At 52.3% G+C, this 17,194-nt stretch carries 15 protein-coding genes; 3 read left to right on the top strand and 12 right to left on the bottom strand.

Translation table 11 applies throughout. The annotated features are described in order from the left end of the window. Window positions 1–54: 54 nt before the first annotated feature. On the bottom strand, window positions 55–648 hold the full coding sequence (locus tag E4T81_RS08320) for a class I SAM-dependent methyltransferase (RefSeq protein WP_135043333.1): 594 nt from the start codon (window positions 646–648) through the stop codon (window positions 55–57). 198 nt (window positions 649–846) lie between these two features. Here E4T81_RS08320 and E4T81_RS08325 point away from each other — a divergent pair, with 198 nt between their 5' ends. Together E4T81_RS08325 and E4T81_RS08330 are read left to right on the top strand one after the other, a co-directional pair. Then, window positions 847–1,242 carry a T9SS type A sorting domain-containing protein gene (locus E4T81_RS08325; RefSeq protein ID WP_135043336.1) on the top strand — a complete coding sequence of 132 codons (396 nt, stop codon included), beginning with the start codon at window positions 847–849 and terminating at the stop codon, window positions 1,240–1,242. Further along, entirely contained in the window at window positions 1,239–3,251 is a 2,013-nt protein-coding gene (locus E4T81_RS08330) for a hypothetical protein (RefSeq protein WP_135043338.1), read from the top strand. The genes E4T81_RS08325 and E4T81_RS08330 overlap by 4 nt, the downstream gene beginning before the upstream one ends. A 28-nt stretch (window positions 3,252–3,279) precedes the next feature. Here the strand turns inward: E4T81_RS08330 and E4T81_RS08335 are convergent, their stop codons facing one another. From E4T81_RS08335 to E4T81_RS08345, 3 genes are read right to left on the bottom strand one after another with little or no spacing between them, the layout of a single operon-like run. After that, window positions 3,280–3,900 carry a WbqC family protein gene (locus tag E4T81_RS08335; protein WP_135043341.1) on the bottom strand — a complete coding sequence of 207 codons (621 nt, stop codon included), beginning with the start codon at window positions 3,898–3,900 and terminating at the stop codon, window positions 3,280–3,282. Continuing rightward, the gene (gene lepB, locus E4T81_RS08340; protein WP_135043344.1) at window positions 3,897–5,363 is read right to left on the bottom strand and encodes a signal peptidase I; all 1,467 of its coding nucleotides are present in this window, start codon (window positions 5,361–5,363) and stop codon (window positions 3,897–3,899) included. The genes E4T81_RS08335 and lepB overlap by 4 nt, the downstream gene beginning before the upstream one ends. After that, entirely contained in the window at window positions 5,363–6,115 is a 753-nt protein-coding gene (locus E4T81_RS08345) for a 4-hydroxy-tetrahydrodipicolinate reductase (RefSeq protein WP_135043347.1), read from the bottom strand. Before E4T81_RS08345 ends, lepB begins: the two co-directional genes overlap by 1 nt. Window positions 6,116–6,370: 255 nt before the next feature. Here E4T81_RS08345 and E4T81_RS08350 point away from each other — a divergent pair, with 255 nt between their 5' ends. Further along, window positions 6,371–6,901, top strand: coding sequence for a hypothetical protein (locus E4T81_RS08350; protein ID WP_135043349.1), 531 nt, complete (start codon window positions 6,371–6,373; stop codon window positions 6,899–6,901). A gap of 92 nt (window positions 6,902–6,993) precedes the next feature. On the opposite strand, the gene ftsZ is transcribed toward E4T81_RS08350, so the two are convergent. The 8 genes from ftsZ to mraY form a co-directional block, all read right to left on the bottom strand. Then, the gene (gene ftsZ / locus E4T81_RS08355; protein WP_371683037.1) at window positions 6,994–8,313 is read right to left on the bottom strand and encodes a cell division protein FtsZ; all 1,320 of its coding nucleotides are present in this window, start codon (window positions 8,311–8,313) and stop codon (window positions 6,994–6,996) included. 85 nt (window positions 8,314–8,398) lie between these two features. Continuing rightward, a complete protein-coding gene (gene ftsA, locus E4T81_RS08360) occupies window positions 8,399–9,757 on the bottom strand; it encodes a cell division protein FtsA (RefSeq protein ID WP_135043354.1) in 1,359 nt (452 codons plus the stop codon). 18 nt (window positions 9,758–9,775) lie between these two features. Then, window positions 9,776–10,660, bottom strand: coding sequence for a cell division protein FtsQ/DivIB (locus E4T81_RS08365; protein WP_135043357.1), 885 nt, complete (start codon window positions 10,658–10,660; stop codon window positions 9,776–9,778). After that, a complete protein-coding gene (gene murC / locus E4T81_RS08370) occupies window positions 10,660–12,036 on the bottom strand; it encodes a UDP-N-acetylmuramate--L-alanine ligase (RefSeq protein WP_135043360.1) in 1,377 nt (458 codons plus the stop codon). The genes E4T81_RS08365 and murC overlap by 1 nt, the downstream gene beginning before the upstream one ends. After that, window positions 12,036–13,148, bottom strand: coding sequence for an undecaprenyldiphospho-muramoylpentapeptide beta-N-acetylglucosaminyltransferase (gene murG, locus E4T81_RS08375; protein WP_135043363.1), 1,113 nt, complete (start codon window positions 13,146–13,148; stop codon window positions 12,036–12,038). The genes murC and murG overlap by 1 nt, the downstream gene beginning before the upstream one ends. A gap of 28 nt (window positions 13,149–13,176) precedes the next feature. After that, window positions 13,177–14,541, bottom strand: a complete 1,365-nt coding sequence (locus E4T81_RS08380; protein ID WP_135043365.1) for an FtsW/RodA/SpoVE family cell cycle protein — start codon at window positions 14,539–14,541, stop codon at window positions 13,177–13,179. Window positions 14,542–14,575: 34 nt separating this feature from the next. Next, complete coding sequence (gene murD / locus E4T81_RS08385) at window positions 14,576–15,931, bottom strand: UDP-N-acetylmuramoyl-L-alanine--D-glutamate ligase (protein ID WP_135043368.1); 1,356 nt, start codon at window positions 15,929–15,931, stop codon at window positions 14,576–14,578. Then, entirely contained in the window at window positions 15,931–17,190 is a 1,260-nt protein-coding gene (gene mraY / locus E4T81_RS08390; RefSeq protein ID WP_135043371.1) for a phospho-N-acetylmuramoyl-pentapeptide-transferase, read from the bottom strand. The genes murD and mraY overlap by 1 nt, the downstream gene beginning before the upstream one ends. Between the last annotated feature and the right edge of the window lie 4 nt (window positions 17,191–17,194).

Here is a 17,194-nt window from a genome sequence, read left to right on the forward strand (position 1 = left end):
TAACTGCAAAGACTCTTGTTGGCGTCTTTGTCTTCTGCTTTGGCATATATTGCCCTACCGGTTGGTTATGCGTATGATGTAGCAGCTGTCGTTGTCCTCGGTGTAGTCGGTTGTCAGTCCCGTCTCGCGTAGTCTCGTGGCGAGTTCCTCGGCGGAGTCGAGAAAGTGGCTGCGGAGCATTCCGGTGATGTCGCGGTGGCAGCTGTTTATCTTCTCTTTGCTGCATGAAAATGCTATGAGCAGTTTGCCGTCGGGCATGAGGTTGTTGTCGACAAGTTTTGCGACTGTGGCTACGGGGTCGTTAAGATGGGGCAGCATGCAGAACATCACTATGCGGTCGTAAGCGCCGAAAAGTGTGTCGCGCTCGATGTCGCCGAGTATGAATCTCGCTTTGCCGGCGGAAGCATATTTCTCATGGGCTTTGTTGAGCATTCCTGTGGATATGTCATATGCGTCGACCCAGCCGTTGCCGGTAAGGCGTTCTGCGTAATATGGCAGGAGGATGCCTGTCCCGGTGCCGCAGTCAAGGATTATGTTGTCGGGTTTTATCTCTGCTTTATCGAGTATGTGGTTGATGACTCCGGGGTCGACTCTGAACATGTCGTCCCATTTTTCTGCCATCCGGTTAAAATAGTCGGTTGTATTCATTTGGCGGGGTTTGTGATTTTGTATAATATTTAACTTGAATGGGGCGGATTTTGTTCATGTTTCCTTGGTTAACTCAATAATTATTAGTATCTTTGCCTATATAGATAAACTAATCGACATGAAACATCTGTTCTTGCTTGCCCTCGCGCTCGTGGGGGGGGTAAAAGTCTTTGCGGCTCCGAAGCCGTGTGGCAGGCTGTGACTGACCGTGGGGAGGTCATTGCGCTTGAAGCTGTGGATTATCTTGTGGCTGACGACGGGGCCGATAACTTTTCAATTGTGCTTGCCGACGGCGGTGCTGTCGAAGGGGTGAAGAGCCTCGGGTTTGAGATGCTTGTGGCGACCGGGCTCCCGGTCGACGTGGCTCTTGACAAGGCGACAGTCCTGTTTGAGGATGGCGGAGCCGGTGGTTCTGTCACCGTGACCGGTGTCGCGCCGCTCGGCACTGTTTCCGTGCTTTCCCTTGATGGGCGGGTCATTGTCAGCAGTGATGCCAAGGGGCGTGACAAGGTGACTGTCGATGTGTCAGCTCTTTCTCCGGGATATTATCTTTTGTCGGCAGGTTCGACTGTAATTAAATTTTATAAGAAATGAAGCGAGTACTCTCTTTTGCCGTGATAGTAGCCGCTGCGTGGAGTGGTGTGCGTGGCGAGTTTGTAGCCGAGTTTGTTGACGGTACGGTCGCGCCGTTGGCTGATGCCGCTGTGGTCAGTGACGGTGAGGGCTTCCTTATCGGTGGTCATCCCGTGGCGACGGTTAAGAAAGTGTGGCATAATGCCGTGGCTCAGCCCGAGCCGGGCGGCCAGGTTGAGTTTCCTGACGAGATGGTAAAGAAAGTGGCTGTCCTGGACATGAATCAGCGCAATCTTGAGACAGAGGCGGGTTACGAGAACAGCCGTAATCTATACTCTGCCGAGTATATGGCTGAAATTGCCGGTATGCCGGCTGTTACGACCGACAATCTTGAAGAGGCGCTCGCGTGTGCCGACATGATACTGTTTTCATCAAGGGTGAAAGGTGGTACGAAGCCCACATTTACAGCCGGAGAGATTGAGGCGCTTGCCCGTTGGGTGGGTGCCGGAGGTGTGCTTGTGGCGCCTGCGCTTGATTCAAGCGTCGATGCAGCCACTAAGGCACTTTTCGGGGTGAGTGAGGTCAAGGCTCACCGGAAAAACCATTCTTTTCTGGTGTGGACCGAGGAGGAGCATCCCGAGCTTGTCTACTTTGACGAGCCGGAGGAGCGTGAGGTGAATATCTGTAACCGCTATATAAATGTTACTGAATATGTGGCGGGTGAAGACGCTGTCGTGCTTGCCGGATATGAGGACGGCACTACGGCTGTGGTTAAAAACCGGTTTGGCGAAGGGGCGGTCTACACACTCGGCTTGAGGTGGCGCGATGTCATCCAGCGTCCGCAGCTCAACAAGGATGACGACTCCCATCAGTCGTCCAATGTGTTTGTGCCCGGAGCCGACATATATTCTTTGTTCCTTCGCGCTGTTTATGTCGCCGCTCATCCTGTGTCGGCTTGGAAATACACCGTGCCCGACGGTTATGACGCAGTGCTCGTGCCGACCCACGACTGCGATTCCAGCACGGCATATGAGGAGATGCACCACATGGGTGATTATGAGCATAGTCTCGGTCTTAACGGACACTATTTCCTGACCGTGCATTATTATCGCGACAAGGGCTATCTGTCACAATTCTATAATGACACCAATATAGGATTTACAAAGGAGCTTATGGCGCAGGGTCACACCATCGGCAGCCATTCGATAGGGCATTTCCCCGATTTCAGCAAGACTGACCGCTTTCCGCTGACGGTCACCACCGAAGAAGAATATGCGCTCACCGCCGACCATGACGAGACCACGGGCGTTACTTCAGGAGGCTCGACCTGGGCAGAGATAGTTATGTCAAAGGATATTCTTGAGCGCGACCTCGGAATCCCGGTGAGGGCTTTCCGTTCAGGTCATCTATGCGTGAACAAGCACATGCCGGAAGCCCTTACGATGGGGCAATATAATTTCGCGTCATGCTACACTGCCGGCGATGTGATGTGTGCGACGCCTTATTTTACCCGCAAGAGCAATGACTGGGTGGGTGAGCTCACCGACGTGTTGCAGATGCCGCTTCATTTCTCCGACGTGTTTACCAAAGACAAGATGACGGAAGACAACTGGCAGGAAAAGCCCGCCATCTGGCATGAGATATTTGAAAAGCATAAAGGCAATCACTTTTCATCTATAATCCTTATACATCCTAATCGCAAGTGGAAGATGGAGGCGCAGAAAATGCTTGTCGACATGATGGACCTTTCAAAGTCAGGACTCTATAATTTCCATGACTATGGCGATTTCTGGACCGGCAGGTTCGGCTTCGACTTCGACATGGTTTATGTGCAGGAAAGCGAGACTGTGATGTTGCGGGCTTCAGCTGCCGATATCGAGCGTAATCAGGCTCTCGGCATAATGATTGAGGCTTCCGCTCCGGTAAAGGAGATAACGCTGACCGATGAAAACGGCAATGTATATCCTCTCCGCATTACCGCCCCGGCGCCTGGCAGATACCTCGCGCTTATCGGGACTTCACGCCGATAGGATTTTTCCGGGTCGTGGCGCCGCCGTGTCAGCGTGGCTGTGCCATTGCCTGCAATACGAGCGGTGACTCGGTGCCCATGTTGAATATGAGGTCGAGCACACTAAGTCCGGGTGTGAATCCGAATCGCTGCGCCCATATCTGGTAATACTCTACATCATGAGTGGCAGGCATCTGACGGGTGGCTGTGCCGATGATTTTTCCATTGTCGGCAGGCAGTCCGAGGGCTTCCCGGCAGAAACAGTCTATTTTGCTGTCAAGTTCGGCGAGAAATTCGATTTCTCCGGAAAATGCGGGCGCAAGGTCATCGGCGTAATACTCGAAAAAGGGTGTGCGTCCATAAGCCGAGCATATTGCCTCCCAATGTACATGCCACCATTTCCCGTGGGTGGAGACGCGCACATCCTGAAGGCGTGTGCTGTGCCATTCCTGCGGCTTTTCCAGCGGGACTGTAAGCCGCTGGATGCCGTTGGAGCCTTCGATGACACATCGGTGACACTCCTTGTCGCGCTTGTTGAAGCGCAGCGACAGGTCGGTGACAGCCGACCCGAACATTGCTATGGCTGCATATCGGTGTATGCTGCCGCAGTAGGCCGGCGGCAACACAAGTGTCTTTTCCGGATATAGGGTGAGCGGAGAGATTACGGTCATTTGTCGGGATTGGCGTTCTTAAACACGCGGTTCCATCTGATACCGCCGTTAAACAGGCTCTTGTCTTTGTCAAATGAAATCAGCACCTTCCACGGCTTGCCCACAATATGGTCCTCGGGCACAAAGCCCCAGTAACGTGAGTCGGCTGAGTTGTCACGGTTGTCGCCCATCATGAAATAGTAGTCCATTTCAAAGGTGTAGGTCTCTGCCGGTTTTCCGTCGATATATACTGTTCCGGTCCCGTCGATATAGGCGTCGTTGTGACCTTCGTAATTGCGTATGCAGCGGTTGTAGGTGGCCCAGGCTTCAGGCGTGAGCTTGATTGTCGCGCCTTTCTCGGGTATCCACAGTTCGCCGTAGTCGGCACGTGTCCATCCGTCGGAGATGCCTGCCGGAAAGAGCGGCACCTGCTCGGTCGCGGGCACCTGCATAATGTGAGTCACGCGGCTGTCGGCTTTGAGCCGCTCAATCATCGCCGGAGTGAGCGGCGAGGCGTAGATGGGCGGCACCGAGCCGTCGGGATTGACTGCAAAGCCGTTAGCTACCACGCTCTGCACGTCGTTGCGGTCGACCGGCACGATATTGCGGTCGGCTACGCTTATGCCGAGGTCGTCCCAGTCTTTTTCTGTGAACGCTCCGTCGCGCAACTGGTAGAAATAGTTGAACTGTACATTTTCCGGCTGCGGCTGCCGCTCTCCGTTGATATAGATTACGCCGTCGACAATCTTTATGCGTTCGCCCGGCAATCCTACCGCGCGTTTTACATAGTTCTCGCGCCTGTCGACAGGACGGTATATCACGTCGCCAAACTGCTCCTTGTTGTTATGCACGGCAAAGCGTCCGAGCATGGCGACAAGCGTGTAGTAGTCGGGGTTGGTGACCTTGGTGGTCACGGTGTCGCCGGCGGGGAAGTTGAACACCACTATGTCGCCGCGCTCCACATTGCCGAGTCCCTTCAGTCGCTTGTATTTCCATTGAGGGAAGTCGGTGTAGCTTTTTGTGTTGATGATGGGGAATGTGTTCTGCACAAGCGGGAAGTGGACAGGAGTCATCGGGACACGCGGTCCGTAAGCCATCTTGTTTACCCAAAGGTAATCGCCGACAAGCAGCGACTTCTCAAGCGACGAGGAGGGTATCTGGTAGTTCTGTCCTACAAAGGTGAACACAAAATATACGAGCACGAGCGCATAGACGATGGCGTCTACCCAGCTCATCACGCTTTTGACCGTCTTGTTTTTGCTCTTTTTCCACCAGGTAAGGGGTATATAGCCGGTGATATAGATGTCAAACAGAAGTAGCAGGAATATGAGCACCCACCAGCTTCCGAGCCAAGCCACCCACGCTATGAAAATTAGTGCGACTATCGTGAAACGTATCCAGCGTGTGACCTTGGTCTCTTTTAAGCGGCGGCGGAAGTCGTCGGCAAATGTCGGTTTCGTGTTGTCGGTTCTTGTCTGTTGCATTATTTTACGATGTCAAGCAGTGAGGATTTATGTACAAGCGAGTGCATCATCTCGTCCATTGTAAGGAAGCCTTTCTTTCCCGCCGACCATTCGGCGGCTACCACAGCACCGAGGGCGAAGCCTTCCCTTGACTTTGCCTTGTGTTCGATAGTCACAGAGTCCACGTCGCTTTCCCAGCTGATGATGTGGGTTCCGGGCACTTCACCTTCGCGCAGCGCCGTGATGCGTAGCGTGTCGTCGCCTGCGTTTTCCGCTTCCGACCATCCTTTGACAGCGTCATCTTTTGCCATTATGCCTTCGGCAAGGGTGATTGCTGTTCCGCTGGGGTGGTCGAGCTTGTGGATGTGGTGAATCTCTGTCATCGACGGACGGTATTGGGGAAATCCCTCCATCATTGATGCAAGATAGCGGTTAAGGGCGAAAAATATGTTGACACCAAGTGAAAAGTTGGATGTCCAGAAGAAAGTCGCCTCACCACGGTCACAGATTTTCTTAACTTCAGGCATGTCGGCAAGCCAGCCTGTGCTTCCCGATACGACAGGCACACCGTGGCTGAACGCGCGCAGATAGTTGTTGTAAGCAGTGGCGGGAGTGGTGAACTCTATTGCTACATCCGACGAGGCAAATTCCGGCGATTCGAAGTCATCCTGATTGTCCTTGTCTATGCGTACTGTTATTTCGTGTCCTCTTGCGATGGCTATTTTTTCAATGGTTTTTCCCATCTTGCCATAACCGATAAGCGCTATCTTCATAAGTCTCTATAAATTTGAATACAAAAATAAGAATTTAAAGCCGAGTGATAAAATATATCACTCTAAAAACAAAGTTTTATTAATAATTGATTGTGGCAATTGATAATCCCGCGATACACTGACTGTCACGTAGCCTCCGGGTCATCGCTGCCCATCGTCTAAAAATGAATAATTTGAAATTTTTCTTCAAATGTGTAAAACATTTTTCTACCACTGTTGTTTTTAAGCATAAACGGATTTATTTATAAAGGACTTATGAAAAAGATTTTTTTAGCAGTAGCCGTAGTCGCTACAGTGATGTTTGCCTCTTGTTCTTCAACACAGAAGGCTAAAGATGAAGGTGCCGACTTGAAGTCAAAAATCGAGAATTGCACTAATCCCGACAGTCTCAAGGTCTATGTAGAGCAGGCTAAGGCTTACGCCGACAAGCTCGTGAGTGAAGGCAAGGACAAGGAAGCTGAAGCTTATCTTCAGGAAGTGGCTCCGGTTGTTGCAGCCAAGGATCCCTCGGCAACATCTGTATTTGACAAGATTGGCGCTGCCGCCGACTCTGTGGCAGGTGACGCTACCGATGCAGTAAAGGCTGCCGGTGATTCTGTCGCTTCAGCTGCAAGTGCTGTCGGTGATGCTGTTTCTGATAAGGTTGACGCTGCAAAGGATGCCGCTGCCGGTGCTGTTGAAGATGCTAAGGCTAAGGCTTCACAGGTCGCTGAAGATGCAAAGGCTAAGGCTGCCGATGCTGCTGCAAGCGCTGCCGACAAAGTCAAGGATGCTCTCGGAAAATAATAAAACTATTAATAGCAATAAAACCTTTATTATAGCGGAAAGGGGATATTCAACAATGAATATCCCCTTTCCTTTTTCTGTCTTACCGGCTTTTAGCCGAAGTGAATAGTGTTGGTTCCGCCCGATGACTGCGCGGGGCGCGGTTCGTGGTAGGCAGGTTTTGCCTGCTGACCTGTTTTACCGATTTCCTTTATCTCGTCAGATGCCTTTTTGTCACGGTTCAACGTGGGGCTCTTCTCAAGCGCGTCGATAAAGGCGTCGTCATCCATCTGCGACGGCTCGATTACGATGTAGCGGGCTTTTGCCTGATCGCCTTGCATGCGAATGACAGCTCCGTCGCCATATTCTCCGGCTATCTTTGTGATAATATCGGCTCCGTCAGGATCTTTTGACTTGTTTCCGCCGAAGCGGAAAGTCTCGTTGCCTTTCTTGCCACCTCTCATGGTATCGACCGAAAGCTCAAATCCCGCCGCAAGGATTGTTATCTTTATGCGGTCGCCGAGACTGCGGTCATATGCCGTACCCCAGATGACATCCACGTTGGAGTCGATGCCACCGATGAATGTGGTAAGCTCGTCGGTCTCGCCTGCTTTCAGCGGAGTCTCTGCATCGGGATTGAAGTATAGGTTAAAGAGAAGCTTCTTGGAGGTGAGTATGTTGCGGTTTTTGAGCAGCGGCGAGTTCAGGGCATCGTCGATAGCCTTGGTGATACGGTGTTCGCCTTCGCCATATCCTGTCGAGATTATAGCCGCTCCACCGTTGCGCAGAGTGGTGTCGACATCGTTGAAGTCAAGGTTGATTTTTCCTTCACTGGTGATAAGCTCCGAGATGGAGCGTGCAGCTGTGGTAAGGGTGTCGTCGGCCTTGTCAAATGCGTTGACAAAGTTAAGATCAGGATATATGACATTGAGGCGCTCGTTGTTGATGATAAGAAGCGCGTCGACAAACTTGCTCATCTCGTCGGCTCCGGCGAGTGCCTTGTCTATCTTTCTGACTCCCTCGAAGAGAAACGGGATAGTCACGATACCGATTGTGAGCAGACCTTTCTCGCGCGCGAGACGTGCCACGACAGGTGCGGCTCCCGTTCCGGTGCCACCGCCCATTCCTGCGGTAATGAACACCATCTTGGTATTGTCGTCAAAGAGCTCAAGAATCTTGTCGGCTGCTTCCTCTGCCGCCTCGCGGGCTATCTCCGGCTTGTTGCCGGCGCCGAGACCGTTGCCGATCTGCACGCGGGTGGGCACGGGGGAGTGTTCCAGCGCCTGGCGATCGGTGTTCAGGATCACAAACGATACATCGTTGATGTCTTGCTCATACATGTGGCTCACGGCATTGTTGCCGCCTCCGCCCACACCGATTACCTTGATGATGGGCTGCCGGGCTTGTCCGTCGGTAAATCCTGCTTCCGACATGGGAGGGATATTATATTGGTCGGTCATTGTATTCTTATATTAATGGAGGTGACTTTAATGATGTATATAATAATGTGTAGGTGGATTATTCATCGTCGTCCGACTCGCGGTCATCCAGCAGGGAGTCCCAGCCTTTGACAATGTTTCCGAATATCTTCTTTATGCGTGAGGGCCCTTTTTCGCGCGGTTCTTCATCATGCTCCTTGTATTTCTTGCCTCCTTTTATAGGCTTGATTCCGGGACCGTCATCTTCACCGTCGACAAATGGATCGGGGGCGGGAGTGGTATTGACCGGTTTTTCAGTACACTCGACGGGGTTGTGGCTTGCCGCCGAGTTAAGCAGGGCTATGATGTCAAGCATGTTTATGTTCTGAAGGCGCGAATCGGTAATGCGTATGGTCGATGGCAGTGCGCCGAGCCTTACTTTTACCTTGCTCTGCTCGGCAAGCAGGTCGACAAATCCTTTCAGCTTGGCTCCGGCTCCGACGATTACAATTCCGGCAGCAATGTCGTTAGGGAGCGAGTAACCTGCATATTTTACCTGTTCGAGTATATTTACCGCTATTTCGCCGGCGCGGGCGCGTATGCCGCTGTTCACCTTTGAGGCGTCGCCGTCAAAGTCACTCTTCCTGAAATTGGGCTCTTCGTTCATAGCGTCTCCGAGCGCGCGTTTCAGCTCTTCGGCACGTTCTTCAGTGATGTTGTTAAGCATCATCACGTCGCGGGTTATGTTGCGTGAGCCGAGGGGGATAGTGGTGAGATAGCGTAATGAGCCTCCACGGTAGATGGACACTGTCGTTGTCTCGGCTCCGAAGTCGACAAGCATGCATCCGAGTTGCTTTTCATCGCCTGTCAGCACAAGGTCGGCGATTGACAACTGTCTTACAAAGCGGTCCTTCACGGCGAGCTGCTGACGCTCGGTGATAGCTATATCGAGGTTGCGCAATATCTTCGGACGGCAAGTGATAAGGTTGATGTCGGCTTTGATGTATTTGCCGAGGGTGCCTACTGGATTGGAACATTCAAGATTGTCGACAATGAAGTCTTTGGGCAACACGTCAATAACCGTGCGCTCTGTCAGTCCGTTGGCTTTTGCCTCCTCTTTCATCTGGTCGATTATGTGGGCGGTGATGTCGGTCACGTCGTCAAACTGTCTTACGACCTCTCTTGACGTGCTTGCAGTCGACCTGCCTCCGATGCTGATATATAGCCCCTTGATTTTGCGCGGACTTATCGACGGATAGTTTTCAAGGCGCAGAATCAACCGTTTGATGCGGTTGCTTACTTCATCCACATTCTGCACGATACCGTAACGTACCACATCGACGGCATGTTCCTCTTCCACTGCGAGCAGTGTAAGGGTTCCGGTGTCGTCAACGGTGCCTACTGCGGCTCTGATGTGAGAGCTGCCGATTTCAAGGGCTGCTATATATTTTTCTTCCATGATGAAATAGATAGTTTTTTAATTCTGTTTGTTTTCTTGTGCGGGCTTTTCCGGTATTCCGATTGCCGACCGGTTGACCTGTCCCGCGGTGTCGCCTGAAAGCATTGTGCCTATATCGGGCGCTTCCTGCTCGGCTTCGTAGTCGATAGGATTCACTGCATGATGCAGTCGCTTTGCACGGCGTGTCGCCACGAGCTGTCCGCGCCATTTTACCGACAGGGTGTCGTAATAGTCCCATCCTTTTACCGGAAGCACTTCCCTGTAGGCGCGTGACAGACGGTAAAACTTGTTGTCAAGGTCATTCATGTCACCGATGTTAATTACGTGTCCGTGAATGAGCGGGACCAATATGATATTGCGCGGATTTTCCGCCTTTATGTAGGTCACGAGCGAGTTCCATGCCGAGTCGTTGTTGAGGTAGTTTACAAGCGGCAATATGTCCTGAGGCTTGAATACCGAGTCGAAATGTCCGGTTATTATAGGCACGTCGGAGTGATAACGCGCGTTAGCCGAGATGCGTTTACCCGCCTTGTTGATGTAATAGCTCTTGTCGGCGTCAAATACCCTTGCCACGGGCTGAAGCGGATTGACCGAGATGCGTATTTTTCCTGTCGTGGTCACCACGCAGTTGACATCTTCGATTTTGTCGATCCGTGACAATATCCTCTCGATGCTGTCGACATTGATTTCCGACAGCAGCATGGAGTCGGCATATCCCGGCAGGTCGCCTATCTCTTTGGCAATCTCCTTGCCGGTCACGAAGCGCGAGCGTATAGAGTCGTTGACTACAATCTCCACTCCCGAGCACACTGCCGTCGAAGCCTGCATGCGCGACCATGTGACCGCCATAATAAGGTAGGCGATCAACGCAATTGAGACGATGCAGCGCAGTATGGTTTTCATCAGGCGTTTTTGACAGTTTTAACAATTTCCGGAAGGTAGTTGCATATGTCGCCGGCTCCTGCCGTCAACAAGATTTCAAAGTTACGATTTTTTATCGTCTCTGTCAAGTCATCTTTGGTAATCATTGTCTTGGCGGGGGCGGTAATGCGGTCAAAGATTATTTTTGACGTGACTCCGGGTATCGGTTCTTCCCTTGCGGGATATATGTCAAGCAGTATCACCTCGTCGGCAAGCGATAGCGCTTCGGCAAATCCGTCGGCAAAGTCGCGTGTCCGGGAATAGAGGTGGGGCTGGAAGGCTACAGTGAGCTTTCTGCCGGGATAAAGTGACTTGACTGAGCTGATTGATGCCTTCAGCTCGTCGGGGTGATGGGCATAGTCATCGATTATTGCCTTCACGGGTGCGCTCTCTTTGAGCCAGAACTCAAAGCGTCGCTTGGGTCCCATGAAAGTGGCTATTGCCTCTTTTGCCGCTTCCGGCTCAAGGTCGCCTGTGAGGTGACAGGCGGCGAGCGCGGCGATGGCATTTTCGATGTTTATCTCTACCGGTACGCCGAGGCTTATATCGGAAATTTTTCCGTCGGGCGTCACGAAGTCAAATATTATCTCGCCGTCGGCGTGGCGTAGGTTGTCGGCATGGAAGTCGCCTTTTTCTTTGGAGTAAGTGTAGACTTTGACATCTTTTCCGGGACGAGGCACCAGTTTCAGTCCCTCGTGGACTATGAGCGAGCCGCCGGGACGTATCAGTTCGGTGAAGCGGGCGAAGCTTTCAAGATATGCCTCCTCTGTGCCGTATATGTCAAGATGGTCGGGGTCGGTGGCTGTTATGACAGCGATGTAGGGCGACAGGTGGTGAAACGAGCGGTCATATTCATCGGCCTCGATTACGGAGTAGGGCGAAGTCGCGCTCAACAGAAGATTGCTGTCATAGTTGCGCAGGATGCCGCCGAGGAAGGCGTTGCATCCGACGTGACATGTATGCAATACATGTGCCGCCATCGATGACGTGGTTGTCTTTCCGTGGGTCCCTGCAAAGCATATTCCCTTGCTGTCGCGGGTGATGCGTCCGAGCACCTCGGCGCGTTTCACGACCTCATAACCATGGTCGCGGAAGTAGGTGAGCTGAGGGTGAGTGTCAGGGAGTGCCGGCGTGTAGACAACAAGCACGTTGGCGGGGTTGTCGCGGAAACTCTCCGGGATAGCCTCTGCGCTGTCGTCATAGTTGATTGCTACACCCTCTTCGGCAAGCGCGCGTGTAAGGTCGGTGGGTGTGCGGTCGTAACCGGCTACCTCACATCCGCGCGATAGGTAATAGCGTTCAAGCGCAGCCATGCCTATGCCGCCGGCTCCGGCGAAGTATATCTTGTTTTTTTCCATTATTTCTTGTCGGAAAGTATGTTATAGATTGTGTCCACTATTTTCTCGTCGGCATCGCGGAGAGCCATCTTCCTGATGTTTTCTGACAGCAGTTCGCAGCGAGGCGTGTCGTTAAGGAGTGCCACGGTCTCGCTTCCGAGCTTGTCGGGCGCATCGGCGTCAAGAATCATCACGGCTGCGTTACACTGCACGAGTGCCTCGGCGTTTTTGCGCTGGTGGTCCTCAGCCACATTGGGCGACGGGATGAGGATAGTGGGCAGTCCAAGGAGCTGCAGCTCGGAAATCGTGCCCGCTCCGGCGCGTGACACCACTACATCGGCTGCTTTATATGCAAGATCCATGCGCGAGATGAACGGGGTTGCCTTGACGACATTGTTATACTTATCAGCAATCTTCCGACATTCGTCGGCATATAGCTTGCCTGTCTGCCATAACACGTAGCCGCCGGCGTTTTCAATCTTGTTGAAAGCCTTGGCGATGCTTTGGTTGATTGTGCGGGCACCGAGGCTGCCGCCAATGACAAGCACCAGTTTCCTGTGGGCGGGAAGCCCGAGCTGTCGCCGCGCCTCTTCCTTGCTGACGTCGGCTGTGAGTATGTTGTCACGCACGGGATTTCCGGTAAGTATTATGCGGTCTTCGGGGAAAAAGCGCTGCATGTCGGGATAAGCGACGCAGATAGCCTTTGCCTCTTTGGCAAGCAGCTTGTTGGTCACGCCGGCATAGGAGTTCTGTTCTTGCAGGAGTGTCGGGATGCCATGTTTCTGTGCCTCTTTCAGCATAGGTCCGCTTGCATAGCCGCCAACACCTATGGCGATGTCGGGATTGAAGTCCTTCAACACTTTTTTTGCGCGTAGCATGCTCTTTAGCAGCTTGAACACCACTTTTACATTGCTCAACATGTTTTTGCGGTTGAATCCGCTGACTGGCAGTCCTATGATTTCGTAGCCTGCTGCGGGCACACGCTCCATCTCCATTCTTCCTTCAGCCCCAACAAACAGAATCTCGGTCTTCGGGTCGCGTCGGCGAAGTGCGTTGGCTATCGACAGGGCGGGAAATATATGTCCGCCTGTACCACCACCGCTTATAAGTATTTTATAGTGACGTTGTTCCATGATGATTTTTTTCTTCTACATTGACGGTTTAAATCTGTACCGGGTTGTTGGCGCGCAGGTCTTCGGGAAGTTCGCTGAGCTCTTCCTTGACAGCCTGCCTGCTGCCATTCTGTACGGCTGTGCGGCTCACGCTCAGCATTGCTCCAAACGCTATCGAGGTGACGAGTATCGACGTTCCACCCTTGGATATGAGCGGCAACGGCTGTCCCGATACCGGGAATGCCCCGGTGGTGATTGCCATGTGGAAAAGTGCCTGCAACACAATCATCACCGCCATTCCTGTCACAAGCAGCACCGGAAACGCGCGATGGCATTTTCTGGCAATCACGCCGGCACGCACAAGCAAGCAGAGATAAAGCACCATAAGCAGGAATCCGCCGATAAACCCTACGTCCTCAAGGATGATTGCGAAGATATAGTCGGAAAATGCGAGCGGCAGACGCGCCGTCTCACGAGAGTTTCCTGGAAACACTCCGATGAGACCGCCGTTGGCTTGTGCCATGTAGGAGTATTGTTCCTGACGGTTGGTCGCGGTGATAGGCTCCTCATATTTAGGCGTGGACGACATGTAGCGGTCTACTCGTGCCTGCCATGTGTGGTGGCGCTGGTTTGCCACATCTTCTGGCGCGTTTACAAGAGCGGTTGCCACTTGCGGTTCCGGTGCCCTGTCGGAGAATACGTCTTTTAACATGAATGCACCGACGGCTATGACTCCATACACGAGACCGACCGCAAGCAGTTTTTTCCATTCCGTGCCTCCAAGCACCATCATCGCGCCGCTTATCATCATGAGCAGGATGGTATTAGTAAGACCCTGCTTGAAAAGTACCGCGCCGAAGGCAAGTACCCACAGCGCCGACCATATTATGCCGCTGTTGTTGACTCCGATGCTTTTTTTCTGGGAACGCGCCATGATGCGCGCCACGACAAGCACCGCCGACATCTTTATGAATTCCGACGGCTGCAGGGTGATGCCGAAAAGGCTGACACTGCGTCGCGCACCGTTGACAATCTCGCCAAACGCGCTGACGTAGATCATGGCAAGCAGGCTTATCCCGGCTACAAACCAGGTGAGTCCGAAAAACCATTTGTAATGCACCTTTTCAAGGGTCCATACAATGCCGACGCCTATGGCGAGCATGATGCAGTGGCGCAGTATGGGACCGTAGACTCCCGCCGAGGCTACCTCGCGGCTCGACGCGCTGTATAGCTCAATTATTGAGATGAGACATAGCATGATGAATATGCCCCATATTGACTTGTCGCCGTGGCGCTTGTAGGGTATGGCGCTTGTGGCGGCAGCCTTAGGCGGCGCTGCCGAGGCTATGCCGGGAGCTGTTGCCGAAGCTGTTGCCTCTGCTGTGCCAAACATGTATGAGTCGTTGTCGTTCATTGTCTGATAGAGAGTTTTTATATATAATGTGATGTCAGTTGTTCAGCCTTTTTACCGTCGCTTTGAATTGCTCTCCGCGGTCTTCGTAACTCTTGAAGAGGTCGAAACTTGCGCAGCAGGGTGAAAGCAATACCGTGTCGCCTTCCGATGCGATTTCGGCGCAGGTCTTGACAGCCTCTTCGATAGAGTGGGTGTCGTGAATACTGTCGGTCTTTCCGGAGAAAAAGTCGAGCAGTTTACCGTTGTCTTTGCCCATACACACGATAGCCTTTACTTTTTTTCTCACAAGCGGCTCGATTTCGCTGTAGTCGTTGCCCTTGTCCTTTCCACCGAGTATAAGTATGGTGTTACGGTCGTCGGGCATACTTTCAAGCGCATACCAGCATGAGTTCACGTTGGTAGCCTTGGAGTCGTTGATGTAGCGCACTCCGTTGATTGTGTCGACATATTCGAGGCGGTGTTCCACACCGTCAAAATCTTCGAGCGCATGGCGTATCACATCTTTCTTTATGTCAAGCAGACAAGCCGAGAGTCCTGCCGCCATCGAGTTGTAAAGATTGTGAAGGCCGTGAAGTGACAGTCCGCTCCGGGGCATTGTGAGAGAGGTGTGGGGCGTATTGAGCGCAAGCTCTCCGTTTTCATCAACGTAGGCGGCTGAATTTTGTTCAAAGTGTTCGCTGAACGGATATAATTTCGCTTCTGTGTCAATGCTTTTCAGTTGGGCGGTGATCACAGGGTCATCCTGCCAGAAGATAAACGCGTCTTCGGGAGTCTGGTTGCGTATGATGCGGAACTTTGCGTTGATGTAGTTCTGCATCTTGTAGTCGTAGCGGTCCATGTGGTCGGGGGTGATGTTGAGCATCACGGCAACGTTGGCTTTGAAGTCATACATGTTTTCAAGCTGGAAGCTGCTCAGCTCGATTACATAAACTTCGTGTGGGTCACGCGCTACCTGAAGGGCAAGGCTTTTGCCTACATTTCCGGCAAGACCCACATTGATTCCCGCATTTTGAAGGATGTGGTAGGTGAGAAGAGTGGTTGTGGTCTTTCCGTTACTACCGGTTATACAGACCATTTTTGCATCGGTGAAGCGTCCGGCAAACTCGATTTCCGAGATTACCGGTATGCCTGCCGCTGTGATTTTCTGCATGATGGGCGATGTGGGCGGTATGCCGGGGCTTTTAATCACCTCGGCTGCGTTGAGAATCGACGATTCGGTGTGTCCGCCCTCCTCATAGGCTATCTGTTCAGAGTCGAGTTGTTCCTTGTAACGGGAGGGAATTGACCCGAAGTCTGACAGGAATACGTCGTAGCCCTTGTCTTTGGCGAGGATTGCGGCCCCTACACCGCTTTCACCGCCGCCTAATATTACTATGCGGTTGTTGTTCATTATCTTATTTTTAGAGTGACAAATGTTATTACTGCGAGAAATATGCCTATAATCCAGAAGCGCGTCACAATCTTGGACTCAGGAATAGCGGAGTAAGGACGCTGGATGAGTGCCTGTATCGTGCCTCCGGCTTTCTGATAGTGGTGATGGAGCGGTGTCATCTTGAACACACGCTTGCCCTCGCCGGTCTTTCGCTTGGTGTATTTGAAGTATGCCACCTGCAATATCACCGACAGGTCTTCGATGAAGAAGATGGCACAGAGAATCGGGAGAAGCAGCTCCTTCCTGATAAGGATGGCGAAGACGGCGATTATGCCGCCGAGAGTAAGGCTTCCGGTGTCGCCCATGAATACCTGCGCGGGGTAGGCGTTATACCACAGAAAGCCGATGAGGGCGCCTATGAATGCCGCCATATACACCACCAGCTCCTCCGACCCCGGTATATACATTATATTCAGGTAGGAGGAGTAGATGATATTGGCGCCGAGATAAGCCATGATGGCGAGCGCGGTGCCTATTATCGCCGAGGTGCCTGTGGCGAGCCCGTCAAGTCCGTCGGTGAGATTTGCTCCGTTGGATGTCGCCGTGACGACAAATATCACGACAAGCACAAACAGAATCCAGCCGCCTGTCGCTGCATACTTGCCCATCCATTGGGTGAAGTAGGCATAGTTGAAGTTGTTGTTTTTTACAAAAGGTATTGTAGTCTGGGGCGACTTGATGTTCTCCCCTTTGTACTCGACCACTATTTCGTGATTCTCGACATTTTCGGTCTCGATGTTTTCCCTCATTGTGATTGAGGGGCTGAACACCATCGTGAGTCCTACGATAAGTCCGAGACCTATCTGCCCTACAATCTTGAACTTGCCTTTCAGCCCGTCTTTGTCACGTCGCGCCACCTTGATGTAGTCGTCAAGAAATCCGATTGTACCGAGCCAGAGAGTGGCGACAATCATCAGCATCATATAGACATTGGAGAGATTGCCAACAAGAAGACACGGAACCAGGATGGCTATTATGATTATGACTCCGCCCATAGTGGGGGTGCCGGTCTTCTTCATCTGTCCTTCAAGCCCGAGGTCACGGATGATTTCTCCCACCTGCATGAGCTGAAGGCGGTCGATGATGCGGCGTCCGAATACGATGGCGATAAACAGTGACAGCACAAGTGCCGCTCCGGAGCGGAAGGTGATGTAGTCCATCAGTCGCGCTCCGGGGAAACCGAGTTGTCCGAGATAGTTGAATAGGTAATATAACATGTCT

This window comes from Barnesiella sp. WM24 (assembly GCF_004570975.1).
Classification (GTDB): Bacteria; Bacteroidota; Bacteroidia; order Bacteroidales; family Muribaculaceae; genus Muribaculum.